Origin of the sequence: Burkholderia sp. AU15512 (genome assembly GCF_002223325.1) — a bacterium.
Taxonomy (GTDB): Bacteria; Pseudomonadota; Gammaproteobacteria; order Burkholderiales; family Burkholderiaceae; genus Burkholderia.
On the sequence record NZ_NKEX01000003.1, the window covers coordinates 1,815,402 to 1,838,328 of the forward strand.

The window sequence follows — 22,927 nt, forward strand, 5'->3', positions numbered from 1 at the left end:
CCCGGGCGCGGCGCGAACCGATCGTCAGGAGACGGGCGCCTGCGCCCGGTTCGACCATGAAGAAATCTCTCGCCGCACTCGGCCTCTCGCTGATGGTGCTGTCGTCCGCCGCGTTTGCGGTCCCGTCGCTCCAGCAGGTCGAGCAATCGATCGCGCAACGCAACTGGCAGCAAGCCGACACGCAGCTGTCGCAAGTCATCGACGCCCATCCGAACAACGCGCATGCGCGCTACCTGTACGCACAGGTGCTGGACCGCGAGGGCCGCGCGTCCGACGCACTCGAGCAGCTGCAGCGCGCGAAGACGCTCGATCCGCAACTCAAGTTCACCGACGCATCGCGCTTCGCGCAGACCGAGTCGCGTATCCGCGCCGACGCTGCGCGCGTGGGCGGCAACGTGCCTTCGGCCACGCAGGCCGGGACGCTGCAGCCGGGGCTCGCGCCCGCTGTCGCGCCGGCGGAAAAACACGGCCCGTCGACCGGCATGTGGATCGTCCTCGGGCTGATCGTCGCGGTGATCGCGCTGGTGCTGCGCTGGACGCTGAGGCGCGCACGCACGGCCGACGACAGCCGCGCCGACGACGAACGCCGCACGCAGCTCAAGCGCGCCACCGACGTGCTGAACGACATCCGCCCGCTGAAACTCGACGCGAAGCTGTCGGCGGCGCCCGGCGCCGCGGCGCTCACGGGCGAACTCGATGCGATCGAGACCGATGCGCGCACGCTCGTCGAAACGCTGTCGAACGGCAAGAACCCGGTGCCGCCGTATCGCGTCGATGAACTCGAACAGCGTCATGCAAGCGTGAAGGCACGCGTCGAAGGCCGTCCCGACCCGGCCGCGCAACCCGCGGCACCGGCGAACGGCAGCGGCTCTGTGTATGCGCAGGAAGCCGACCGCATGACGGGCGCGCAAGGCCAGCCGTATCCTCAGCAGCCCTACCCGCAACAGCAACCGCCGGTGGTGATCCAGCAAGGCGGCGGCGGGTTCGGCGGCGGCATGGGCGGGTTGCTGACCGGCGTATTGCTCGGCGAGGCGATGTCCGGCGGTCGCGAGCGCGTGGTCGAACGCGACGTGATCGTCGACGGCGAGCGCCGCCGGCAGGAGAACGACCCGGGCTTCGACCTCGGCCGCGGCGACAGTTCGAACTGGAGCGACGGCAACGTCAGCGGCGGCGGCATGGATCTCGGCAGCAACGACGACGGCTGGACCGACGACAACACTTGAAGCTACGCAGCGCGTCGACGCCCCCGCGACGCGCTGCATTGCACGCCCCGCTCCCCTGCAGGGCCGGCCGCGCCGACGCGCGGATTTGTCAATCATTTCAAGATGGACTACCGGCAATGGGGAGCGTTCGCTATCATGCGGCCATCGGCGTGCCACCGACCCTCATTCGACGCTCTGCATCCCTGCGCGTCGCGGCACGCCTCCCCTCGCCCCAAACAGGAGAAAGCCGCTCATGAGCATCATCAAGGAATTCAAGGAGTTCGCCGTCAAGGGCAACGTCATGGATCTCGCCGTCGGCGTGATCATCGGCGGCGCATTCTCGAAGATCGTCGACTCGGTCGTGAAAGACCTCATCATGCCGGTCATCGGCGTGCTGACCGGCGGCCTGGATTTCTCGAACAAGTTCGTTCTGCTCGGCACCATCCCCCCGACGTTCAAGGGTAATCCCGATTCGTTCAAGGACCTGCAGGCCGCGGGTGTCGCCGCGTTCGGCTATGGCTCGTTCATCACGGTGGCGATCAATTTCGTCATCCTCGCGTTCATCATTTTCCTGATGGTGAAATTCATCAACAAGCTGCGCAAGCCGGAAGACGCCGCACCGGCCGCGACGCCGGAAGATACGGTGCTGCTGCGCGAGATCCGCGATTCGCTGAAGCAGCGCTGATCACCAAGCGCTCCGCCAGCCAGGCCCGCCCCGCGCGGGCCTTTTTATTGCGCGCGCGATGCACCGCCGCGTGCGGCCCATCTCACTTTTTTGTGACGGGCGAATGCACGCGCGGGGAAAGCAGGTCTATGATGGAGACTAAACGACAGTACGGGCGCCAAGACGCTGGCTGTGTCGATCATGGCGAGCAGGTCGACGGGAGACATTGATCGTCGTACTGCACGAAGGCAGCATTTTCGTGTGCTATAAAGGATCGACATGCGGCGTACATAGCCGGGAGTGGGTCGCATGAAAGTGCCGCATTTCTTGCAATTGTTTTTGAGGCGAGTGTTTATGTCCTTCCCGAAAAAACGTCGGCGTGCCCAGCAGGATGGCCAGGAGTCATTCCTCGCGGTATTGCGCCACTCGAAACCGTTTGCCCAGCTCGACACCAAGATTGCCCGCGCCCGCGCGCAGGACGAACCCGTCCTGTACGCACATGTGCTGCCCGGTCTCGACGTGCTCCTGTGCAGCGTACGCGGCGCCCAGCCGCCCTATCCCGCCATCGCCGAGTTGCGCAAGCGCTGCATCGAATCGATCGCCAACGCGCTCGAGCAGCCGCTGGACGGCCTCGAGAACGGCGGATACTGGTATGAAGCAAACGGCTTCGGCTTCCTCGTGTTCGCGAGCCGTGCGCGTGCGCGCATCCTGCCCGAGTTTGGTGCAGGCACGAAAGCGAGCCTGCGCGGCGGGCTCGGTCGCCAGAACGCCGGCGACACGACACCACGCTCCCTCGGCTGATCACCCTGCCATTCGATGGGCCGCCTCCGGGCGGCCCATCTGTCATTCACGCGCCCCGCTTGCCCGTCACGACACCTGCTGACGCCCGTTGCCGGGTCGCACGATGTCGATGAATGCGGCGAAATCGGCACCGGCGAGCCCTTGCGCGGCGCCGAGCCGCAACACCTGCTGCACGGTGGCCAATACGGGCATCACGGCGCCCGTGTCGCGCGCCGCGTCGGCGATCGCATCGACGTCCTTCTGGAACGTGCCGAGCGCGCCGATCGGAGCATGACCGCCCGACGTCATGCGCGGCACGAACGTCTGCAGCAGCACCGAATCGGCCCAGCCGCCGGCCAGCGCTTCGGCCAGCCGCGCGGCATCGATGCCGCTCGCCTGCGCCAGACCGACGGCCTCGGCGATCGCGGTCACCGTCGCGGTGACGATCGCCTGGTTGCACAGCTTCGCCGTCTGTCCCGCGCCCGCGTCGCCCATGTGCGTGATCCGCGACGCGTAGGTACCGATCAGCGGCCGCACCGCGTCGAGATCGGCCGCGCGGCCGCCGGCCATCACCGCGAGCGTGCCGGCCTGCGCGCCGGGCACGCCGCCCGACACCGGCGCATCGACCCAGCCGACGCCGAGCGCCGCTGCACGCGCCGCGTAGTCACGCGTGGCGGCGGGCGCAATGCTCGAATGATCGACGATGCGCTGCAGGCGACGCGCACGCGCATCGCCGGACAGCAGGCCGTGCTCGCCGAACACGACATCGCCCACCGCGCGGCCGTCGAGCACGCACACGAATACCGTCTCGACGCGCTCCGCCAGTTCACGCGGCGTGCCGACCACCTGCGCGCCGTCCTCCACGAGCGCCTCGGCCTTGTCGCGCGAGCGATTCCACACGCTGACCCGATGCCCTGCCGCCAGCAAGTGCCGAATCATCGGCGCGCCCATCAATCCCGGTCCGCAAAATCCGACTTCCACGATGCTCCTCGTCTCCGATATGGGTTGAACTTGCCGCCCATCATACCTATCACTCAAGAAGCCGGGCACGCGCGGCGCCGCTTCGGGACCACGGCTTGCGCCGGCCATTTATACCGACATCCCAGGGAGCGCATCATGAGCGACCACGTGTACAAGATGATCGAGCTGACCGGCTCGTCGAAGCAATCGAGCGACGACGCGATCCGCAACGCGATCTCGAAAGCCGGCAAGACGCTGCACAACCTGCACTGGTTCGAGGTGACCGAAACGCGCGGGCACATCGAAGGCGATCAGGTCGTGCACTGGCAGGTCACGCTGAAGGTCGGCATGCGCATCGACGACTGACGCGCCCCCTGCATCACACGCCGCGCCGCTGACCGGATTCGTGCAACGCGCTTCCGCGCGGCGCCGCGCGCTTCACTTCGCCCCCGTTCGGGCCCCTTGTCGCGGCCCGGCCGGCGGGTACCTGCGGGTATCCATCTCTTGACGCTGATTTTCGTTCATATTAAAAACAATATACCCACCCCACCCCTCGATCAGCCCAGCCATATAAACCGGAGATAACATGAGTCAGCAACGCGAGGCGATCGACACGTACCTCTTGCGCGTCTTGCACACCTTGTTGATGGAGCGCAGCGTCACGCGCGCGGCCGTCAAACTGAACCAGTCGCAACCGGCGATCAGCGCCGCGCTGCGGCGCCTGCGCGACATCACCGGCGATCCGCTGCTGGTGCGCGGCAAATCCGGCATGGTGCCGACCGAATACGGGCTGCGCCTGCTCGAGCCCGTGCAGAACGCGCTGCGTGAAATCGAGCGCATCAAGTTCCAGCAGCACAATTTCGACCCGGCCACGTCGATCCGCTGCTACCGGATCGGCTGCCCCGACTACCTGAACGTGCTGTTCGTGCCGACCGTGGTCGAGCGCTTCCGCCAGGCCGCACCGAACGCAACGCTCGAGTTCCATTCGCTCGGCCCCGCGTTCGACTACGAGCTCGCGCTGGAAGACGGCAAGCTCGACATCGTCGTCGGCAACTGGCCCGAGCCGCCCGAGCAGCTGCACCTGTCGAACCTGTTCGTCGACGAAATCGTCTGCCTGATGAGCAATACGCACCCGTTCGCGAAGCGCGGCGGGCTCACGCTCGACCAGTACCTGAACGCCCCGCATCTCGCGCCGACGCCATACTCGGTCGGCCAGCGCGGCGCGATCGACGTGCATCTCGCGCGCGAACGGCTCAAGCGCCACGTGGTCGTCACGCTGCCGTACTTCAACCTCGCACCGTACGTGCTCGTGAAGTCCGACCTGATCTTCACGACGACGCGACTGTTCGCCGATCACTACGCGAAGTTCCTGCCGCTGTCGGTCGTGCCGGCGCCGCTCGACTTCCCGCCGATGCAGTACTACCAGCTGTGGCACGAGCGCTGCCATTACTCCGACGAAGTGCGCTGGCTGCGCAGCCTCGTCGCCGAAGCCACCCGCACGCTGATCGAAGCGTAACGGCGCGCACCGCCCGCGCCGTTTCGGCGCGGCGACAGCCGGCGGCCTGCCCCGGCGGCAACACCGCCGCCGGATGGCGCCTCAGCCTTCCTTCAGCGCGATGCCTCCACCAGTGCCTGCGCGAGCGCGTTGTGACGCGCGATGACGGGCGGCAGGTCGAGCGTCGCCAGACGTCCTTCCCTTACCACCACCTTCCCGTTCACAACCGTGTACGCCGTCTGCGACGGCGCGCAGAACACGAGCGCCGCGACCGGATCGTGCAGCGCGCCCGCGAACAGCGGCTGGCGCAGGTCGAATGCGGCGAAGTCCGCGGCCATGCCAGGCTTCAGCGCACCGATGTCGTCGCGGTTCAGCACCTTCGCGCCGCCGAGCGTCGCGATCTCGAGCGCTTCACGCGCAGTCATCGCATCGGGCCCGAAGCCAACCCGCTGCAACAGCAGCGCCTGCCGCACTTCCGCGACCATCTGCGCGCCGTCGTTCGATGCCGAGCCGTCGACACCGAGGCCGACCGGCACGCCTGCGAGACGCATCTTCTTCACCGGCGCGATACCCGACGCGAGCCGCATGTTCGAGCATGGACAGTGCGCGACGCCCGTGCCGGTGCGCGCGAACAGGCTGATACCCGCATCGTCGAGCTGCACGCAGTGCGCATGCCACACGTCGTGGCCGACCCAGCCGAGATCTTCCGCATATTCCGCCGGCGTCATCCCGAATTTCTCGCGGCTGTACGCGATGTCGTTGACGTTCTCCGCGAGATGCGTGTGCAGCGACACGCCGTATTCGCGCGCGAGCACGGCCGCGTCGCGCATCAGGTCGCGGCTCACCGAGAACGGCGAGCACGGCGCGACGACCACGCGCAGCATCGCGTAACGGCCTTCGTCGTGATAGGTCTCGATCAGGCGCTGCGTGTCGCGCAGGATGTCGGGCTCGCGCTCGACGACCGAATCGGGCGGCAGCCCGCCGTCGCGCTGGCCGACGCTCATCGCACCGCGGCTCGCATGAAAACGCATGCCGATCCGCTGCGCGGCGCCGATGCTGTCGTCGAGGCGGCTGCCGTTCGGGTAGATGTACAGATGATCGCTCGACGTCGTGCAGCCCGACTGCAGCAGTTCGGCCATCGCGGTGAGCGTCGACACCTCGATCATCTCGGGCGTCAGATGGGCCCAGATCTTGTACAGGTTCGTGAGCCAGCCGAACAGCTCGGCGTTCTGCGCCGCAGGCACCGCGCGCGTCAGGCTCTGGTACATGTGGTGGTGCGTGTTCACGAGCCCCGGGATCACGAGGTGGCCGCGCAGGTCGAGCACTTCGTCGGCCGTCTCGGGCAGCTCGGCGGTCGGGCCGACCGCGACGATCCGGTTGTCTTCGATGTAGAGCCCCGCATCGCGCAGCTCGCGACGCGTGTCGTCCATGGTCACGAGCACGTCGGCGTGCTTGACCAGCAGGGTTGTCGGGCGGGATGAGGAGGGGTTCGGCGCGCGTGCGCCAGCGTGCTGCTCGAGGTTCATGCGTTCTCCGCGTCGGTCTGCCCCCAGGGGCGGATCCTGGGGACGGTCACACAGCCGTTCGAACGCTGAATCGCGGCACGTTCCGGTGCCTGCGTCCGTTCGAACGCCCTGGCCCGGTTACCCGGCGTGCTCGCCGTCTTCGGGGTACGCGCGGGCCACAAGGCCGACGCGCACGCTGGGAGGATCGCCCAAGCGCGCGCCGCACACAATGCGCGATCCGGAATACCGCGTTTCACGGATTCGATATGGTACGCCGCGCAGCGCCCCGCCGGCGGCCCGAAATGCCCGCCGGAAGCCCGCCGGAAGCCGCCTCCGGCGTGCCGTCGACAGCCGCTCATGCGCGGCGCATTATCTTTGATATCGCGCCCGTATTTGCGTGGGGAACCTTTTTACAATGCCTGCACGGCGCTCGCTTCAATCTCGCCGACGGGTATGTAGCCACGTGACGTGGAGCCTCGATCCGCCGCACAGTCAATGGATCGAGTCGCCGCCGAACCTCGCATTCACACAAGGACACAACGAATGGGAAAGCTCACTACCCACGTACTCGATACGGCGCACGGCCGTCCCGGCGCTGCAATCAAGGTGGACCTCTACGCGCTGGACGGCGAATCGCGCCGCGCGATCAAGTCCGTGCTGACCAATAGCGACGGCCGCTGCGACGAACCCCTGCTCGAAGGCGCCGCGCTCGCCGCCGGCGAATACGAACTCGTGTTCCATGCCGGCGACTACTTCGCGTCGCTCGGCGTGAAGGTGCCCGAACCCCGTTTCGTCGATCGCGTCGTGCTCCGCTTCGGCATCGCCGACACCGGCTCGCACTACCACGTGCCGCTGCTCGTGTCGCCGTGGTCGTACAGCACCTATCGCGGCAGCTGACATTCGAATCAGCGCCCGCATCAAACAAACGATTTGAGTCTGGAGGAGTTTCATGGAAGGCTTCATCACCGACTGGCTGAACCTCGCGCTGCGATGGCTGCACGTCATCGTCGCCATTGCGTGGATCGGCGAGTCGTTCTATTTCGTCGCGCTCGACAACAGCCTGAAACCGCCGACCGACCCGAACCAGCGCAAGCGCGGTGTGTTCGGCGAGCTGTGGCACGTCCACGGCGGCGGCTTCTACAACATGCAGAAGTACACGGTCGCCCCGCCGGAAATGCCGGATGACCTGCACTGGTCGAAATGGCCGTCGTACACGACCTGGCTGTCGGGCTTCTCGCTGTTCTTCGTGCTGTACCTGCTCGCACCGAACACGTACCTGATCGACAAGAGCGTGCTCGACATGGGCCCGGTGGTCGCCGTCGCGTCCGCACTCGGCTTCCTCGCGGCCGGCTGGATCGTCTACGACTCGCTGTGCCGCATCCTCGGCACCAACGACCGCGTGCTCGGCATCTGCGTCGGCATCTACGTGGTCGCCGCCGCGTACCTCGCGTGCCACATCTTCGCGGGTCGTGCCGCCTACCTGATCGTCGGCGCGATGCTCGCGACGATCATGTCGGCGAACGTGTTCTTCGTGATCATCCCCGGCCAGCGCAAGATGGTCGACAAGATGCTCAAGGGCGAAGAGCCGAACCCGATCTACGGCAAGCGCGGCAAGCAGCGCTCGGTGCACAACACGTACTTCACGCTGCCGGTCGTGTTCGCGATGCTGTCGAACCACTATGCGATGACGTACACGAACAAGTTCAACTGGGTCGTGCTCGTGCTGATCATGCTGGCCGGCGCGCTGATTCGCCAGTTCTTCGTGATGCGCCACCGCGGCAAGCAGCTGTGGTACCTGCCGATCGGCGGCGTCGCGCTGCTGGCCGGCGCACTGGTCTGGACGACGCCGAAGCCGGTCGCGCCGGAAGCGCAGGCCGCGAACGCGCCGAAGGTCGTGATCAACGACATCATGCCGATCCTGCAGCAGCGCTGCGTCGAGTGCCACTCGGCAAAGCCGACGCTGATGGGCAGCGCGCCCGCGGGCGTGATGTTCGACACGCCGGACGAAGTGTCGAAGAACGCGCAGCGTATCTATGAACAGGCCGTGCGCCTGAAGGCGATGCCGATCGGCAACGTCACGCACATGACCGACGACGAGCGCACGAAGCTCGCCGCGTGGTTCGAGGGTGGCGCGAACAAGTAAGCCGCCGTGCGCCGGGGTCGTGTTCCGGCGCAATCCTTTCCGTTCGCGGGCCCGTTACGGGCCCGTTTTTTTTGCGTGTTGCAGCGGCGTTGCTAGCGCTCACCGCGCATCGCGTCGCGCTGGAGCGCGACGAGCGCGTCGAGTGCGCGCGGGCCATCGTCGAACGGCACGAAGATGTGATCGTGGCAGGCAGCCGCCATCACGTTGCAACTGATGCCGGCCGCGCCGAGCGCGCGTGCGAACGCCGCCGTGAGGCCGACAGCGGCAAGGTCGGAATGCACGGTCAGCGTGATCCAGGCCGAGCGGAACAGCACGGGCCAGCCGTGACGCGCCGCCGTCTCCTCTTCGACCACGACCGTCAGCCCCTCCGCTTCGCGGAACGTTGCAATGACTTCGGATAACGATACGTCTGCGTCGGTCGGCAGCGATACGAAGGCGAACGCGCCAGGATGCAATTCGGGCTGCATCGTGCTCAGCAGGATCGCCAGGTCGTTTTCAGGTTGGCTCATCGGAGGAACATGCCCGGAATCGGGCGTCGCGCGGTGGAGATGCGGGCACGATAGCACGCGCCACCGTCACCGCTACGCGCGCTTCGTCGCGACTTCATCCGCGAGCCAGTCGCGCAATGCGACGATGCGCGGATCGTCCTGCGTGTGCTCCGGATACACGACGTGATAGGCGAGCCCCGGCGCCACGTCGACGTTCACGTCGAACAGTTGCACGACGCGCCCTTCCGCGAGATCGCGCGCGATCATGTGCGGCTCCGCCAGCCCGACCGCCGTGCCATCCGTCACGGCCTGCACGACGTGGCTCGAATCCGGAAACGCGACGCACCGGCTGTCGTCGAAACCGTCGATGCCGGCAGCGGCCATCCATGCGGACCAGCGCGGCCAGGTCACGCCATCGACTTCGCAGTCCACGTGGCACAGCGTGTGGCGCAGCAGATCGCGCGGCTTGCGCAATGGCGGGCCGGCCGACAACAGCGCCGGGCTGCAGATCGCAACGACCGACGTATCGAACAGGCGCTGCGCGTACGCATCGCGATAACGCCCGGTGCCGAAGCGGATCGCGGCATCGACGTCGTCGTCATCGAAATCGCGCAACCGGTCGGTGATATCGAACGACAGCTCGAACGCAGGATGTTCGGCCCTGAAACGCGGCAGGCGCGGCAGCAGCCAGTGCGTCGCGAAGCGCGCGCCGACCGATACGCGCAACTCCGTCTGCTCGCGTGCGACGCGCCGTGCCCGGGCAGTCGCGCGCTGCAGGCCCGCCAGCGCATCAGCGGCCGCGGCAGCCAGCACGACACCGGCCGGCGTCAGCCGGATGCTGCGGCTCGTGCGGACGAACAGCACCATGTCGAGCTGCGCCTCGATTTCCTTGATCTGGTGACTGACGGCCGCCGGCGTCAGCCCGACCTCGTCGGCCGCTCGCGAGAAATTCAGGTGCCGCGCCGCTGCATCGAACGTCCTCAGCGCGCGCGTACCGGGCCACATGCGTTCCATCGATCTTCAAACCGGATTTGATGACCGTTCCAAAACTACTCGTTTTTCAAGACGGCATCAATCGGCAAACAATAGGCTTTCTTGAAGATATCGCGCGCCGCCCCGTGCCCGCGACCAACCTGGAGAGTCGCCGATGACCGCTGCATCATTCCCGTCCGTCGCCCAGATCAACGGCGTCGCCGCCACGCCCGACGCGCTCGCTGCGCTGGCTTTCGCGGGCCACGCGCATTTCACCGCCATGCAGGTACGCGACGGCCACGTGCGCGGCCTCGACCTGCATCTCGCGCGGCTGCGCGATGCGTCGAACACGCTGTTCGGCCAGGCCCTGCCCGACGACCGGATTCGCACGCTCCTGCGCGCCGCGCTCGAGCGCGCGCCGTCGGCGCTGTCGCTGACGGCGACCGTGCATGCGACGACGGGCGAATTCGTCGCGCCGCGCGACGACGAAACGCTCGACGTGCTCGTCCGCACCGCCGCGCCGTCGTCGGGGCCCATGGGCCCGCTCGATCTCGCGCTGTTCGAGTACGAGCGCGTGCTGCCGGACATCAAGCACGTCGGCGAAGTCGCGAAGACGCACTTCCTGCGCCGCGCGATCGCGCAGGGTTTCGACGATGCGGCGTTCGTCGATCGCCATGGGCGCATCAGTGAAGGCTCGATCTGGAATCTCGCGTTCTGGACCGGCGACGCGGTCGTGTGGCCGGTGGCCGGCATGCTCGGCGGCGTCACGATGCGCATCGTGCGTCGGCAACTGGCGCGTCTGGGGGTCGCGCAGCACGATCGCGAACTGACGCCGGCCGACCTGCCGTCGATGGCCGGCGCCGTCGTGATGAATTCGTGGACGCCCGGGATCGCCGTGCGCCGGTTGGGCGCGACGACACTGTCCGACGCATCGTCGTTCGTCGCGCTGCTGCATCGCGCATACGAACAGGAGCCGCCCGTCGCGCCGTGACGCGCGCCGCCACACGCCGCGCGCGCCCTGCTCACCCGTCGACCGTCTCCGGCAGCCGCGCGATCGCCTTGATCTCGAACTGGAACCCATACAGCCAGGTCACGCCGACCGCGGTCAGCGTCGGATGCGGCGCGTCGCCCCAGTATTCAGGAACGATCTCCCAGATCCGCTCGAACGTCGCTTCGGGATCGACGAGGAACACCGTCACGTCGACGACGTCGTCGAACGTGCAACCGGCCGCGCGCAGCACCGCGTTCAGGTTGTCGAACGCGCGGCGGACCTGCGCACCCAGCTCCGGCTCCGGCGAACCGTCCTCGCGACTGCCAACCTGCCCGGACACGAACAGGAAGCCATTCGAGCGCACCGCCGGCGAATAGCGGTTGCGGTCGTACAGTGCCCGGCGACCGGGCGGGAAAACCACGCTACGCTTTACCATCCCCTACCTCCTTCGGTTGGTGGGGCGAAGCCGCCCCGGCATCAACGATGAAGGCACTTTAAGGATCGTTGCGCGGCGAATAAACCGGCAACCCTGTCCAACACTGTTTGCACGCACCAAACAATTCCGACCGACGCGGAGCCCTGACCCGATGGATCGATTCGACGCAATGCAGGCGTTCGCCCGCGTGGTGGAAGCCGGCAGTTTCACGAAGGCGGCCGAGACGCTGCACATGAGCCGCACCACCGTCACGCAACTCGTGCAGCAGCTCGAAGCGCGGCTGCGCGTGAAGCTGTTCAATCGCACGACGCGCAAGGTCGTCGTCACCGCGGACGGCGCCGCGTACTACGACCGCGTCGTGCGCTTGCTGGCCGACATGGACGATGCCGAAACGAGCCTGTCCGCCGCTTCCGCGGCGCCCCGCGGGCGGCTGCGCGTGGACGTGCCGAGCCCGTTCGCGCGCCTGATCCTGATCCCCGCACTGCCCGCGTTCCATGCGCGCTATCCGGACATCCAGCTCGACATGGGCGTGAGCGACCGCGTGGTGGACGTGATCGGCGAGAACGTCGACTGCGTCGTGCGCGGCGGCGAACCGACCGACCGCTCGCTGGTCGCGCGGCGCGTCGGCGACCTGCGGCTGGGCGTGTATGCGTCGCCGGCTTACCTCGCACGCGCCGGCACGCCGACGCATCCGGACGAGTTGGAGGATACGCATCACCGGATCGTCGGTTTTCTGTGGGCGCGCACCGGCAAGGCGCTGCCGTTCGCGATGGCATGCGACGGCGAGCAGGTCACCGTGCGCGGACGCTACGTGCTCGCGGTCGACGACGGCAATGCGTACCTCGAGGCCGGCCTCGCCGGGTTGGGCATTCTGTGGCTGCCCGACTACATGGCCGGCGCGCATCGCGCCCGCGGCGAACTGGTGCCGCTGTTCGAGCAATGGCAACTCGAACCGATGCCGATGTACGTCGCGTTCCCGCCGAACCGGCACGTCAGCGCGAAGCTGCGCGTATTCATCGAATGGGTCGCCGAGCTGATGGCGCAGCATGCACCGATTGCGAACCGGCGTCGCGGCGCCGGCAGCTCGCGCGACACGCGCACAAACGCGGCGACCTGAATCTCGCCGAACTGGCCGCACATAAAAAAACCCGCGCATGATGCGCGGGTTTCGTCGGACGCCAGCAAAAACGCCGGCGACTCAGGCCGTCAGCACGTGCAGCGCCTCGTCGGTGAGCCACAGCGATTCCTGCAGGTCCTGCTCGTTCAGGTTCAGGCCATCACCACCGCGATCGACGACGATGAAGTCGCTGACGCCGCCGAGCGCGATCAGCGGGTGATGCCACACGCCCTTCGCATAGTTGACGCCCTGCCAGCCGCTCGTCACGAACGCGCGGATCTTCGCCGGATCGAGATCGCCCGCGGGCGCGACGACGACGAGATACGGCTGGTCGTTCAGCGGCACGAACGCCTGGCTGCCGAGCGGGTGCCGCTCGAGCATCTTCACTTCGAACGGCAGCGTGCGCGGCTGGCCGCGGAACAGGTTGACGAGCGTGCGGCCGTCTTCATCGGTCACGTCGACTTTCGCGAGATCGTGAAAGCGGATCGTGGTGCCGAGGTTGATCGGGATCTGCTTCGCCCCTTCCGTTTCGATCACGTCGCCGAACGGCGCGAATGCTTCCTTGGTCAGCGGTTCGATGGCAAGCGTCTTCATTTGTCGAGCGTCCCCCACAGACGCAGGCGCGACACGCCGCCGTCCGGAATGATGTTCAGTCGCACGTGCGTGACGGGGCCGAGCGACGCGATGTCCTGTTCGAAGTAGTGCTGCTTGTCCATCTGCAGCTTCTGTTCGCCGAGCAGCACGGGCCAGAACATCGACTGCGTGATCAGCGAGCTGTCCGTGCCGCCCGACACGTACGCGGCCTGGATCGAGCAACGATCCGGGTAGTTGCCCTTGAAGAACGCGGTATCGACTTCGATCTTGCGGATCACGCCCGGCTGCGCGAGCGCGATGATCGCCCAGTCGTTGCCGGGTTCGCGGCGGCGGCGGGTTTCCCAGCCGTCGCCCATGTTCACGCCGCGGCCCGGCAGCAGCAGGTTCGACGCGACGCCGAAGTGCTGGTTGTTCGCGGCCACCACGTAACCGCCGTTTTCCATCGCCGCGAGATCGAACTGCTCGGTCGCGCTCGCGCCGGCCCAGTCGAGCTGCGGCTGGCCGTACACGCGCAGGCGTGCAATGCCGCCATCCGGATAGATGTTCACGCGCAGGTGCGTGAAGGCGCGCGCATCGCTCGCTTCGACATAGTGATGGCTGTTGCCCTGCAGCGTCGTCGACGGCACGATCTCGACCCACTCGGTCGCATGCGTCGGCGCGCCGCCGGCCACGAACGCGGCCTCGATCGACGCAGCCGGCGGGAAGTTGCCGGTGAAGTGGCTCGTGTCGATGTCGAAGCCCTTGATCACGCCCGGGCGCGCGAGCTTGACGATGCACCAGTCGTAGCCCGTCGTGCGCTTGCGGCGCGTTTCCCAGCCGTCCATCCACTTGCCGTGGTCGTCGTACTTGCCGGGGATGAACACGGCCGGCTCGGGGTTCAGCATCCGGTCCTTCGGCGCGAAGAAATCGTCGCTGGCTTCGAGCGCCTGCGCACCGAGACGCGGGTCGGCCAGGTTCACGTAGCGCCGCGTGAAGTCGGGTGCGTTGGGATCGAGAAGCGGAACAGCCATGATGTTTCCTTGTTTCAGTGAGGCGATCAGGCCGCTGCGACGCAGCAGGCCGTATTGCGATGTCAGGCGTCGATCAGGTCGTCGAGGCGGAAGCGCGCGATCCGGTAGATCTGGTCGAGGCTCGCCCGCAGTTCCTCGGTGCGCGAGTGATTCACGCGCGACTCGAAGTTCGCGATGATGCCGTGCCGGTCATAGCCGCGCACCGCCAGGATGAACGGGAAGCCGAACTTCTCGCGATACGTGCGGTTCAGCGTCAGCAGCTTGTCGAACTCCTCCTGCGTGCACTGGTCGAGGCCCGCGCCGCTCTGCTCGCGCGTCGACTCGGCGGTCAGCTCGCCACGCACGGCAGCCTTGCCGGCCAGCTCCGGGTGAGCATTGATCAGCGCGAGCTGGCGCGCTTCGCCGCTCGTTTCCACCGCACCCGACATCGTCTTGTGCAGCGCGTCGATGCTCGCGAACGGCCGCTGGCCCGCAGCGACTTCGGCCACCCACGGCGAATGTTCGAAGATCCCCGACAGTGCCGCGACGAATGCGCTCGGCGCCATCGTATTCAGTTGTTCCAACGTGTAGCGCATCGCCTTCATGCTTTCCCTTCGTTTCGATGATTGGGCTGATACGGATGATGTTCACGCCAGTGACGTGCGATATCGACACGGCGCGTCACCCATACGCGATCGTGCTTCTCGATGTGATCGAGGAAACGCTGCAGCCCGCGGAACCGGCCCGGCCGGCCGAGCAACCGGCAGTGCATGCCGATCGACAGCATCTTCGGCGCTTCGTCGCCTTCCGCGTACAGCACGTCGAATGCATCGCGCAGGTAGTCGAAGAAGTGATCGCCGGTGTTGAAGCCCTGCGGCGTCGCGAAGCGCATGTCGTTTGTGTCGAGCGTGTACGGCACGATCAGTTGCGGCGTTTTCTTGCCGCCCGACACTTCGACGTCCATCCAGAACGGCAGGTCGTCGCCGTAGTTGTCGGAGTCGTACAGGAAGCCGCCGTATTCCGCGACCAGGCGGTGCGTATTGGGGCTGTCGCGGCCGGTGTACCAGCCGAGCGGGCGCTCGCCCGTCACGCGCTCGATCGCTTCCATCCCAAGGCGCATGTGTTCGGCCTCGAGTTCCGGCGTCATGCTCTGGTAGTGGATCCAGCGCCAGCCGTGGCACGCGATTTCATGGCCCAGCTCGACGAACGCGCGCGCGAGCTCCGGATGGCGTTCGATCGCCATGCCGACGCCGAATACCGTCAGCGGCAACCCGCGCTTCTCGAATTCGCGCAGGATGCGCCACACGCCGGCCCGCGAACCGTATTCGTAGATCGACTCCATGCTCATGTGGCGGTCGGGATACGCGGCCGCGCCGACGATTTCCGACAGGAACTGCTCGGAGCCCGGATCGCCGTGCAGCACGCAGTTCTCACCGCCCTCCTCATAATTCAGCACGAATTGCACGGCGACGCGGGCGCGTCCCGGCCAGTTCGCCTGAACGGGATGGCGGCCGTAGCCGATCAGGTCGCGAGGATAGTTGGGATCGAGTGACATGGTTCGAAGTGCGGCGAAAGCTCGCTGAAATAATGGGTTCGCATCGACTGCACGGGGGCCGGAGGCCGGCTGCGCAAGCCGATGCGATGACGGCCCAGTGTAGCGAAAACGCCCATACGCGCCCATACAGCGGCGCAGATAGTGCGTGTCAGACGGTGTGTATGTGCGGTTGCGGCAAATCCGGCACCGGTTCCGCCTGCGCCCCGTCCGGCGGGCTGAAGCGGGCGAACGCGCCGTCGTAGCGCTTCGGCAGCGGCCGCGCGTAGTCGCCGCGCTTCGCGGTCGCGAGGCGCAGCGCGACGAGCGCCTCGGCCCACTTGACGGCCGCCGTCACGCCCTCGACCACCGGCGCGCCGATCTGCTGCTCGATCTCGTGCGCGAACTCGGCCATCCCCGCGCAACCGAGCACGATCGCGTCGGCGCCGTCCTCGTCGAGCGCGCGCCGGCATTCGTCGACGATGATCCGGCGGGCAGCCGAGCCCGGCCGGTCGAGCTCGAGCACCGCGACGTCGGTCGCGCGCACGTTGCGGCAGAACCGTTTCATCCCGTAGCGCTCGGCGAGATGCCATGCCATCCCGCAGGTGCGCGCGAGCGTCGTGACGACCGAGAAGCCCGGGGCGAGCACGCTCGCCGCATGCATCGCGGCCTCGGCGATGCCAACCACCGGCCCGCGTGCGAGCTCGCGCGCCGCATACAGGCCCGGATCGCCGAAGCACGCGATCACGTACGCATCGCAGCCGTCGCGCTCGCCCTGCACGATCTCGGCGAGCAGCCCCGGCGTCGCCAGCGCCTCGTCGTAATACCCTTCGATCGACGGCGGCCCCATCGGCGGACTCACCGCGACGATCTCCGTGCCGGCAGCGGCAACCTCGCGCGCGCAGCGGCCCATCGCGTCGGTCATCCGCTGGGTCGTGTTCGGATTGATCAGTCGGATCTTCATCGCATGCTCCTCAGGCCTTCGCGCTCACGAGCAGCCGGTAGAACACGAAGCCGAGCCCCGCGCCGATGAACCACGAGAAGTTCGCGACGCCCTGCCAGCCCGGCACCATCACGCAGACGATCGCGATCACCGCGGCCGGCAACAGCGCGGCCAGCGCGCGGCGGTTCACGCCGCCCGTGTACCAGTACGTGCCGCTTTCCGACATCGTGTACAGGTCGTCGCGCACGAGCCGGCCGCGCTTGACGAGGTAGAAGTCGGCGATCAGCACGCCGTACAGCGGGCCGATGAACGCGCCGAGCACGTCGAGCGTGTAGTGGATCACGGCCGGGTTGTTGAACAGGTTCCACGGCGTGATGAAGATCGACGCGACGGCCGCGAGCATCCCGCCCGCGCGCCAGCTGATCAGGCGCGGCGCGACGTTCGAGAAGTCGAACGCGGGCGACACGAAGTTCGCGACGATGTTGATGCCGATCGTCGCGATCGTGAAGGTCAGCGCACCGAGGATCACCGCGGTCGGATGGTCGATGCGACCGACCGTCTCGACGGGGTCGGTGATGAGTTCGCCGAACACCGGCAGCGTCGCGGCCGTCGTGATCACCGTGACGAGCGAGAACGCGAGGAAGTTGACCGGCAGCCCCCAGAAATTGCCGCGCTTCACTTCGCCGAACGAGCGGCAGTAGCGCGAGAAATCGCCGAAGTTCAGCATCGGCCCGGAGAAGTATGACACGACGAGCGACACGGCCGTGATCATCACCGGAATCACTTCCGCGCCGTGGTACTTCACGCCGCCGAGGTTGAGGCCGATGTTGCGCCAGCCCGCGCGCCACACCATGTAGCCGGCGAGGATGAACATCACGACGTAGACGGCCGGCCCTGCGAAGTCGATGAACTTCTTGATCGTCTCCATCCCGTTCCAGAACACCAACGCCTGGAGCACCCACAGCAGCATGAAGCCGGCCCAGCCGACCGCCGACAGCCCGAGGAAGCCGTGGCGATGCACGTCCGCGTAAGGCAGCCATTGCGGGAAGAATTTCAGCACGACGATCACCAGCGCGCTAGACGCGAGATAGGTCTGGATCCCGTACCACGCGATCGCGATCAGCCCGCGGATCACGGCCGGCACGTTCGCGCCGAGCACGCCGAACGTCGCGCGGCACGCGACCGGATACGGCACGCCGATCTGCTGGCTCGGCCGCGCGATCAGGTTGCACAGCAGGTTCACGAAGCCGATCCCGACGATCAGCGCGATCAGCACCTGCCAGCTCGTCAGCCCGAGCGCGAACAGGCTGCCCGCGAACACGTAGCCGCCGACGCTGTGCACGTCCGACATCCAGAACGCAAAGATGTTGTACGAACCCCATGTCTGATTTTTCAGGGGTGCCAAATCTTCGTTGTACAGACGTTCGCTGTAACCATTCGGCAGTGTCGGGTCGCCGCCCTCGCCGCCTTCGTCCGCCGGATAGGCGCTGTCGTGCGCCACACTGAACTGAGCCATGACTTCTCCTTGACGCGGCCGCAAGGCCGCTCCACCGTCATCGATATCGCTCCGGATCGACGCCCGGAGTCGGACCAGCGGCCCGCGGCACACGCCGCGGGCCTGCATTTCGCTCGTTCTTGTGGCGCGCGGCCGGGTTCGCGTCGCCGCTCAGGCGCCGCCGAACACTTCGCGCAAATCGACCTGCCCTTGTGCGGGCCGGTCCAGCATCTTCAGTTCGACATGCTGCAGGTGGTGCGCCATCAGCGTCACCGCCCGCTTCGGATCGCCGGCCTCCAGCGCACCGAGGATCTCGTCGTGGTCGTCGCACGAGCACGGGCTGCGCCCGTGCGACTCGTACAGCGCCGACATCAGCGTCGAGCGTGCGACGAGCCCTTCGAGGCACGCGCTGAGCGTCGCATTGCCCATCAGCGTCGCGAGCGCCGTATGGAATTCGCCCGACAGGCGGATCCAGGCCGCGAAGTCCTGCCGCTGGAACGCCTTGCGTTCCTTCTCGATCAGCGAGGCGACGCCCTTCAGCCGCTTCGCACCGGGCCCGGTCGCGAGCCGCTCGACCACGGCGAGCTCGATGATCCGGCGCATCTCGAACACCTCGTGCACGTCCTGCAGCGTCGGGCTCGCGACGAACGCGCCGCGGTTCGGCTCGAGATCGACCAGCTTGTCGGTCGCGAGCTGCGCGAGCGCCTGGCGGATCGCCCCGCGCTTCACGTTGAACACGTCGCAGAGCTGCGCCTCCGTCAGCTTCGCGCCCGGCGCGAGCCGATGCTCGAGGATCGCCGTGCGGATCCGCTCGGCGATCGCTTCGGGACTGGCTGCACCGGACGGGTGGGATTCGGGCTCGTTCATGATCGGCATCGTGTGATGATCCTCATCCTAGGGTGGACATAAAGATTGTCAACAATTCTTTTCAAGCATTGCGCACAATCGGCGTGCATCGCCGCGACCTCGTTCGGTGCACGATGCGTCAAATCCATGCATGGCAAGGCCAAGACGTATGACAGACGTGCTTTTCGTCGTATACCCTCCCCGTCATTTTGTTGACAAAACTGGTGCAGGATCCGGCGGCGAGCTTGCAGATGCCGACGAAAATACTTGACCGTTAGTTGCGCGCTTACATAAAGAAAAAGGCGGGGAATGAGCTGCCCCCGCCTTTCGACCGGCTGCACCGCCTCAACCGAGGTGCGGATAGTCCGACAAAGTGAGCCGGAAACCGTGCGCATTCGCGACCAGTTGCGCCTGTGCGCCGAACGGCAGCGTCAGCAGGTCGGGCACGTGACCGAACTGAAGCCCCGTCACGACCGGAATCCCGATCACCGCGCGCACCTGGTCGATCATCGCCTGCATGTCGTAGCCGTTGTCGTACTCGAACGGCCGCGCACCGGTGAACTGGCCGAGCACGAGCGCCTGCTGGCGCGCGAGCAGCCCCGACAGGTGCAGTTGATAGATCATCCGCTCGATCCGGAACGGCTGCTCGTTGACGTCCTCGATGTACAGGATGCCGCCCTCGATGTCGGGCATGTACGGCGTGCCGACGAGCGACGTGAGGATCGCGAGGTTGCCGCCCCACAGCGTGCCCGTCACGTTCACGCTCTGCACCTGCGGCGCTTCGGCGATGATCGTCGTGCTCGGCTGCGTCAGCGTCTGCCAGAAGTGCTGCATCGTGAAGTCGCTCGGCGTTTCCGCGCCGAAGTCGGCGGACAGCATCGGGCCGCCGAACGTCTTGATGCGCGCCTTCGCGTACAGCGCGAGCTGGAGCGCCGTGAAATCGCTATGGCCGACGAGTGCGACCGGCTGGTCGCGCAGCCTGCGCTCGAGCCCGCGATAGTCGAGCCCGTGCAGGATGCGCGCCGCGCCATAGCCGCCGCGCACCGCGAGCGCGATGTCCGGCAGCGGCCGCTCGGGATCGGCAAGACGGTTCAGGTCGCCTGCCCGCTCGCCGTCGGTGCCGCCGAACCGCTGGAAGCGCCGCTGCGTCGCCTCGATGTTCTCGATGCGATGCTGCGCGGTGCCGAGGCGTTCGAGCGCGCGATTGATCGCGTCCGGATCGTGCGGATAGCCGGACGGCGCAAGCAGGCGGATGGTGTAGGACGCGGCAGGCTGGAAGGACATGGCGAAGAAAGGTGTCGGGTCGTCAAACCCCTTAGAGGGACCGAACCGTCTCCGGTTCACGGAACCGTGCACGCCCGGCTCGCGTCGAGCGATGGGCGCGGCGGGCGCCTATGACGCGCCGGAGTCGGCGTCGCGGGCGAGCCGTGCTTCGCGCAGTGCGCGACGGCGCTCGGCGAAGAACGACTTCAGCGCGGCGCCGCACTCGTCGGCGAGCACGCCGCCGGTCACTTCGGTATGGTGGTTCAGTTGCGGATTCGCGAATGCGTCGATCACGCTGCCGCACGCGCCCGTCTTCGGATCGGCGGCACCGTAGACGACCCGCGCGATGCGCGCATGCATGATCGCGCCCGCGCACATCAGGCACGGCTCGAGCGTCACGTACAGCTCGCAGCCGGGCATCCGGTAATTCTGCAGATGCTGTGCGGCCATGCGCAGCGCGGCCATTTCCGCATGGGCGGACGGGTCGTGCCCGCCGATCGGATGGTTGAAGCCGCGTGCGATCACTTCGTCGCCACGCACGAGCACCGCGCCAACCGGCACTTCGCCGGCCGCGCGCGCCTCTTCGGCGGCGGCCTGGGCGAGACGCATGAAATGCAGGTCGCGCGCCGATACGGGCGCGGCTTCGGGAACGGGAGATTCGGCGGCGGGTTCGGCCGCCGGGGCGACTGCCGACCGGGCTGCGTCGTGCAGCGCGTCGGACGTCACATCGGCCCCGCTTCGGCGGACGCTTCGTCGAGCCCGCGCTCGCACAAGCGCTCCGCGATGCGCCGGCAGTAATCGCGCGGCATCACCATCGGGCCGCCGCGCAGCGATTCGAGCGCCATGTCGAGCGCGAGGATCTTCGCCTGCAGCCGGCACCGCGCGGCGCGGTCGCTGACCGCCTGCACTTCGTCATGCAGGTTGCGCAGCGCGCGCAATTGCTCGACGGCCGGCGGCACGAAGCCCGCATTCTTCAGGATACGGTTGGCCACCCGCACCTCCTCGGGCACGAGCAGGTCGTCATCCAGCGCCTGTGGCGCGCCGGTACCCGGCAAATCGTCGAACTCGCCCCGCGCGGCGGCGGCGGCAATACGTTGTTCGACCAGGGCGTCAAGCAATCTCATCAGTCAATCGGAACAATGCGGCAGGCCGAATTCTAGCAGGGTGACGCGGGTATGACAGGCCCTTCGAATATATGCTCGATATTGTGTTTTTTAGGGGCCGAATCGCGGGGCATGCACGCCGATCGGTCTCATTTGCCGCTCTGCTGCGCCGCAGCGGGCTGCGGGCCGTTCGTACACCCTCCAACGCGTACGGTGCCGGGCCCTATTTTTCTGCGGCAACGCGGACCACGCCGCGCCGATCCGGTGAAACGGAAGCAGTCCCCGCTTCGGTCGCAAGGTCACGCAGCCGCCGCTTCCCGCCGCGCGTTCGCGAACGGACGGAACATCATCGCGATCAGGAACGCGCCGACACCGATCGCAAACGAGCCGAGATACAGCCAGCCGTAGCTGCCGAACGTATCGACGATCAGACCGCCGGCGACGGGCCCCGCGGCCATCCCGAGGCTGCCGGCCATCGCGCAGCCGCCGATCACGGTGCCCATCATCCGCAGCGGGAAGTTCTCGCGCGCCAGCACCGCATACAGCGGCATCACGCCCGCGTAGATGAAGCCGAACACGACCGCGACCGCGTAGAACCCGTCGAGCGTGCGCACGAAGTAGTACCCGAGCGCACCCAGCGCCTGCGCAAGCAGCCCGGCCACCAGCATGCGCTTCGCGCCGAGGCGGTCGCCCAGGATCCCGAACGCGATCCGGCCGCCCATGCCGGCGAGCCCTTCGACGCTGTAGATCGACACCGCGGCGATCAGCGGGATCCCGCACGTCACCGCGTAGCTGACCGTATGGAAGATCGGGCCCGAATGCGTCGCGCAGCAGAAGAAGTTGGTCAGCAGCAGCACGATGAACTGCGGGGAACGCAGCGCGGCCGCGACCGACATCGCCGCCGGCTCGCCAGCGCCAGGCTTGCCGACAGCAGGACGGCGCCCGTCATGACGACCGGGCGCGTGCCGATGCGGTCCGACAGGCTGCCCCACCCCATGCTCGCGAAAGCCATCGCGATGAAGCCGAGCGTCATCGCGCCGGAAATGCCGGTCATCGACCAGCCCGTGTCGCGCGCGATCGCGCGCAGGAACACCGGCAGCGAAAACATCGCGCCGATCGCGATGCAGCCCATCAGGCCGCCCGCGGCGACGATGACCCAGCGGTATCGGGAATCCGGCATGGGGTGCCTCCTTGTCGTGACGGCGATCCTCGGGAACCGGGCGCCACCTGCTTCGCGCAAGGCCCGGTCGACATGGATACGACGGGCGACGCACCGCGAAATCGACATGCGCGGCACACGCGTCGCCGAATTTTTCATTGTCCGCCGATCCGCTCGGCCCGCAACGGGCGGAGCGAGCCGACGCTACATGCCGGGTGGTCCGTTCGGTCTGCCCCCTGTCGCCGCGCTTT

The 22,927-nt window shown here is 67.1% G+C and carries 24 protein-coding genes and 1 pseudogene; 9 read left to right on the forward strand and 16 right to left on the reverse strand.

The window, feature by feature from the left end; all coding sequences use genetic code 11:
- Window positions 1-56: 56 nt before the first annotated feature.
- From CFB43_RS11030 to CFB43_RS11040, 3 genes are all read left to right on the forward strand, one after another.
- Window positions 57-1,223, forward strand: a complete 1,167-nt coding sequence (locus CFB43_RS11030) for a tetratricopeptide repeat protein (protein WP_089495063.1) — start codon at window positions 57-59, stop codon at window positions 1,221-1,223.
- A 232-nt stretch (window positions 1,224-1,455) separates the two neighbouring features.
- On the forward strand, window positions 1,456-1,887 hold the full coding sequence (mscL, locus tag CFB43_RS11035) for a large conductance mechanosensitive channel protein MscL (RefSeq protein WP_039342842.1): 432 nt from the start codon (window positions 1,456-1,458) through the stop codon (window positions 1,885-1,887).
- A gap of 333 nt (window positions 1,888-2,220) precedes the next feature.
- Window positions 2,221-2,667 carry a hypothetical protein gene (locus tag CFB43_RS11040; protein ID WP_027784713.1) on the forward strand — a complete coding sequence of 149 codons (447 nt, stop codon included), beginning with the start codon at window positions 2,221-2,223 and terminating at the stop codon, window positions 2,665-2,667.
- Window positions 2,668-2,733: 66 nt separating this feature from the next.
- Here the strand turns inward: CFB43_RS11040 and CFB43_RS11045 are convergent, their stop codons facing one another.
- Window positions 2,734-3,627 carry an NAD(P)-dependent oxidoreductase gene (locus tag CFB43_RS11045; protein WP_089495064.1) on the reverse strand — a complete coding sequence of 298 codons (894 nt, stop codon included), beginning with the start codon at window positions 3,625-3,627 and terminating at the stop codon, window positions 2,734-2,736.
- 135 nt (window positions 3,628-3,762) lie between these two features.
- Here CFB43_RS11045 and CFB43_RS11050 point away from each other — a divergent pair, with 135 nt between their 5' ends.
- Window positions 3,763-3,972 carry a dodecin gene (locus CFB43_RS11050; RefSeq protein WP_089495065.1) on the forward strand — a complete coding sequence of 70 codons (210 nt, stop codon included), beginning with the start codon at window positions 3,763-3,765 and terminating at the stop codon, window positions 3,970-3,972.
- A 220-nt stretch (window positions 3,973-4,192) separates the two neighbouring features.
- The gene (locus CFB43_RS11055; RefSeq protein WP_006762467.1) at window positions 4,193-5,122 is read left to right on the forward strand and encodes a LysR substrate-binding domain-containing protein; all 930 of its coding nucleotides are present in this window, start codon (window positions 4,193-4,195) and stop codon (window positions 5,120-5,122) included.
- Between the two features lie 92 nt (window positions 5,123-5,214).
- Here the strand turns inward: CFB43_RS11055 and CFB43_RS11060 are convergent, their stop codons facing one another.
- Window positions 5,215-6,627, reverse strand: coding sequence for an 8-oxoguanine deaminase (locus CFB43_RS11060; RefSeq protein WP_089461207.1), 1,413 nt, complete (start codon window positions 6,625-6,627; stop codon window positions 5,215-5,217).
- Between the two features lie 522 nt (window positions 6,628-7,149).
- Here CFB43_RS11060 and uraH point away from each other — a divergent pair.
- Both uraH and CFB43_RS11075 read left to right on the forward strand, forming a co-directional pair.
- On the forward strand, window positions 7,150-7,503 hold the full coding sequence (gene uraH, locus CFB43_RS11070) for a hydroxyisourate hydrolase (RefSeq protein WP_089495067.1): 354 nt from the start codon (window positions 7,150-7,152) through the stop codon (window positions 7,501-7,503).
- Window positions 7,504-7,555: 52 nt separating this feature from the next.
- Complete coding sequence (locus CFB43_RS11075) at window positions 7,556-8,749, forward strand: urate hydroxylase PuuD (protein WP_039342830.1); 1,194 nt, start codon at window positions 7,556-7,558, stop codon at window positions 8,747-8,749.
- Window positions 8,750-8,841: 92 nt separating this feature from the next.
- Here CFB43_RS11075 and CFB43_RS11080 read toward each other — a convergent pair whose 3' ends face one another.
- Window positions 8,842-9,258 (reverse strand): ACT domain-containing protein, encoded by a 417-nt coding sequence (locus CFB43_RS11080; RefSeq protein WP_089495068.1) that lies wholly within the window; start codon window positions 9,256-9,258, stop codon window positions 8,842-8,844.
- A 72-nt stretch (window positions 9,259-9,330) separates the two neighbouring features.
- Window positions 9,331-10,251, reverse strand: a complete 921-nt coding sequence (locus CFB43_RS11085) for a LysR substrate-binding domain-containing protein (RefSeq protein ID WP_089495069.1) — start codon at window positions 10,249-10,251, stop codon at window positions 9,331-9,333.
- A gap of 133 nt (window positions 10,252-10,384) precedes the next feature.
- Here CFB43_RS11085 and CFB43_RS11090 point away from each other — a divergent pair, with 133 nt between their 5' ends.
- On the forward strand, window positions 10,385-11,200 hold the full coding sequence (locus tag CFB43_RS11090; protein ID WP_089495070.1) for an aminotransferase class IV family protein: 816 nt from the start codon (window positions 10,385-10,387) through the stop codon (window positions 11,198-11,200).
- A gap of 31 nt (window positions 11,201-11,231) precedes the next feature.
- Here CFB43_RS11090 and CFB43_RS11095 read toward each other — a convergent pair whose 3' ends face one another.
- Window positions 11,232-11,636, reverse strand: coding sequence for a RidA family protein (locus tag CFB43_RS11095; protein WP_089425655.1), 405 nt, complete (start codon window positions 11,634-11,636; stop codon window positions 11,232-11,234).
- Window positions 11,637-11,787: 151 nt separating this feature from the next.
- On the opposite strand from CFB43_RS11095, the gene CFB43_RS11100 reads away from it, so the two are divergent.
- Window positions 11,788-12,753 carry a LysR family transcriptional regulator gene (locus CFB43_RS11100; RefSeq protein WP_089495071.1) on the forward strand — a complete coding sequence of 322 codons (966 nt, stop codon included), beginning with the start codon at window positions 11,788-11,790 and terminating at the stop codon, window positions 12,751-12,753.
- A gap of 81 nt (window positions 12,754-12,834) precedes the next feature.
- Here the strand turns inward: CFB43_RS11100 and CFB43_RS11105 are convergent, their stop codons facing one another.
- The 11 genes and pseudogenes from CFB43_RS11105 to CFB43_RS11155 all read right to left on the reverse strand — a co-directional run bounded on the left by CFB43_RS11105 (window position 12,835) and on the right by CFB43_RS11155 (window position 22,697).
- Window positions 12,835-13,347, reverse strand: coding sequence for an ureidoglycolate lyase (locus tag CFB43_RS11105; RefSeq protein WP_089495072.1), 513 nt, complete (start codon window positions 13,345-13,347; stop codon window positions 12,835-12,837).
- A complete protein-coding gene (gene alc / locus CFB43_RS11110) occupies window positions 13,344-14,357 on the reverse strand; it encodes an allantoicase (RefSeq protein ID WP_089495073.1) in 1,014 nt (337 codons plus the stop codon). Before alc ends, CFB43_RS11105 begins: the two co-directional genes overlap by 4 nt.
- 62 nt (window positions 14,358-14,419) lie before the next feature.
- Window positions 14,420-14,941, reverse strand: coding sequence for a 2-oxo-4-hydroxy-4-carboxy-5-ureidoimidazoline decarboxylase (gene uraD, locus CFB43_RS11115; protein ID WP_089473075.1), 522 nt, complete (start codon window positions 14,939-14,941; stop codon window positions 14,420-14,422).
- Window positions 14,938-15,891: an allantoinase PuuE gene (gene puuE / locus CFB43_RS11120; protein WP_089456400.1), complete on the reverse strand. Its 954-nt coding sequence runs from the start codon at window positions 15,889-15,891 to the stop codon at window positions 14,938-14,940. Before puuE ends, uraD begins: the two co-directional genes overlap by 4 nt.
- A 148-nt stretch (window positions 15,892-16,039) precedes the next feature.
- Window positions 16,040-16,831: an aspartate/glutamate racemase family protein gene (locus tag CFB43_RS11125; protein ID WP_089495074.1), complete on the reverse strand. Its 792-nt coding sequence runs from the start codon at window positions 16,829-16,831 to the stop codon at window positions 16,040-16,042.
- Window positions 16,832-16,841: 10 nt separating this feature from the next.
- Complete coding sequence (locus CFB43_RS11130; RefSeq protein WP_089425661.1) at window positions 16,842-18,326, reverse strand: NCS1 family nucleobase:cation symporter-1; 1,485 nt, start codon at window positions 18,324-18,326, stop codon at window positions 16,842-16,844.
- A gap of 150 nt (window positions 18,327-18,476) precedes the next feature.
- Window positions 18,477-19,181 carry a GntR family transcriptional regulator gene (locus tag CFB43_RS11135; protein WP_089425662.1) on the reverse strand — a complete coding sequence of 235 codons (705 nt, stop codon included), beginning with the start codon at window positions 19,179-19,181 and terminating at the stop codon, window positions 18,477-18,479.
- Window positions 19,182-19,496: 315 nt separating this feature from the next.
- Complete coding sequence (ldcA, locus tag CFB43_RS11140; RefSeq protein ID WP_089495075.1) at window positions 19,497-20,435, reverse strand: muramoyltetrapeptide carboxypeptidase; 939 nt, start codon at window positions 20,433-20,435, stop codon at window positions 19,497-19,499.
- A gap of 108 nt (window positions 20,436-20,543) precedes the next feature.
- Window positions 20,544-21,140 (reverse strand): tRNA adenosine(34) deaminase TadA, encoded by a 597-nt coding sequence (gene tadA / locus CFB43_RS11145; RefSeq protein ID WP_089495076.1) that lies wholly within the window; start codon window positions 21,138-21,140, stop codon window positions 20,544-20,546.
- Complete coding sequence (locus CFB43_RS11150; protein ID WP_006478536.1) at window positions 21,137-21,538, reverse strand: DnaJ family domain-containing protein; 402 nt, start codon at window positions 21,536-21,538, stop codon at window positions 21,137-21,139. The genes tadA and CFB43_RS11150 overlap by 4 nt, the downstream gene beginning before the upstream one ends.
- Before the next feature lie 278 nt (window positions 21,539-21,816).
- Window positions 21,817-22,697, reverse strand: a pseudogene (locus tag CFB43_RS11155) (MFS transporter).
- Window positions 22,698-22,927: the final 230 nt, after the last annotated feature.

Bases quoted from the DNA above. Each gene is read 5' to 3' on its own strand.
- CFB43_RS11075 (WP_039342830.1), top strand. From the start codon at position 7,556: ATGGAAGGCTTCATCACCGACTGGCTGAACCTCGCGCTGCGATGGCTG.
- CFB43_RS11060 (WP_089461207.1), bottom strand. From the start codon at position 6,627: ATGAACCTCGAGCAGCACGCTGGCGCACGCGCGCCGAACCCCTCCTCA.
- uraH (WP_089495067.1), top strand. From the start codon at position 7,150: ATGGGAAAGCTCACTACCCACGTACTCGATACGGCGCACGGCCGTCCC.
- CFB43_RS11055 (WP_006762467.1), top strand. From the start codon at position 4,193: ATGAGTCAGCAACGCGAGGCGATCGACACGTACCTCTTGCGCGTCTTG.
- puuE (WP_089456400.1), bottom strand. From the start codon at position 15,891: ATGTCACTCGATCCCAACTATCCTCGCGACCTGATCGGCTACGGCCGC.
- CFB43_RS11135 (WP_089425662.1), bottom strand. From the start codon at position 19,181: ATGCCGATCATGAACGAGCCCGAATCCCACCCGTCCGGTGCAGCCAGT.
- CFB43_RS11130 (WP_089425661.1), bottom strand. From the start codon at position 18,326: ATGGCTCAGTTCAGTGTGGCGCACGACAGCGCCTATCCGGCGGACGAA.
- CFB43_RS11150 (WP_006478536.1), bottom strand. From the start codon at position 21,538: ATGAGATTGCTTGACGCCCTGGTCGAACAACGTATTGCCGCCGCCGCC.
- CFB43_RS11125 (WP_089495074.1), bottom strand. From the start codon at position 16,831: ATGAAGATCCGACTGATCAATCCGAACACGACCCAGCGGATGACCGAC.
- ldcA (WP_089495075.1), bottom strand. From the start codon at position 20,435: ATGTCCTTCCAGCCTGCCGCGTCCTACACCATCCGCCTGCTTGCGCCG.
- CFB43_RS11095 (WP_089425655.1), bottom strand. From the start codon at position 11,636: ATGGTAAAGCGTAGCGTGGTTTTCCCGCCCGGTCGCCGGGCACTGTAC.
- uraD (WP_089473075.1), bottom strand. From the start codon at position 14,941: ATGAAGGCGATGCGCTACACGTTGGAACAACTGAATACGATGGCGCCG.
- CFB43_RS11050 (WP_089495065.1), top strand. From the start codon at position 3,763: ATGAGCGACCACGTGTACAAGATGATCGAGCTGACCGGCTCGTCGAAG.
- CFB43_RS11105 (WP_089495072.1), bottom strand. From the start codon at position 13,347: ATGAAGACGCTTGCCATCGAACCGCTGACCAAGGAAGCATTCGCGCCG.
- CFB43_RS11090 (WP_089495070.1), top strand. From the start codon at position 10,385: ATGACCGCTGCATCATTCCCGTCCGTCGCCCAGATCAACGGCGTCGCC.
- CFB43_RS11040 (WP_027784713.1), top strand. From the start codon at position 2,221: ATGTCCTTCCCGAAAAAACGTCGGCGTGCCCAGCAGGATGGCCAGGAG.
- CFB43_RS11030 (WP_089495063.1), top strand. From the start codon at position 57: ATGAAGAAATCTCTCGCCGCACTCGGCCTCTCGCTGATGGTGCTGTCG.
- CFB43_RS11085 (WP_089495069.1), bottom strand. From the start codon at position 10,251: ATGGAACGCATGTGGCCCGGTACGCGCGCGCTGAGGACGTTCGATGCA.
- alc (WP_089495073.1), bottom strand. From the start codon at position 14,357: ATGGCTGTTCCGCTTCTCGATCCCAACGCACCCGACTTCACGCGGCGC.
- CFB43_RS11100 (WP_089495071.1), top strand. From the start codon at position 11,788: ATGGATCGATTCGACGCAATGCAGGCGTTCGCCCGCGTGGTGGAAGCC.
- mscL (WP_039342842.1), top strand. From the start codon at position 1,456: ATGAGCATCATCAAGGAATTCAAGGAGTTCGCCGTCAAGGGCAACGTC.
- CFB43_RS11080 (WP_089495068.1), bottom strand. From the start codon at position 9,258: ATGAGCCAACCTGAAAACGACCTGGCGATCCTGCTGAGCACGATGCAG.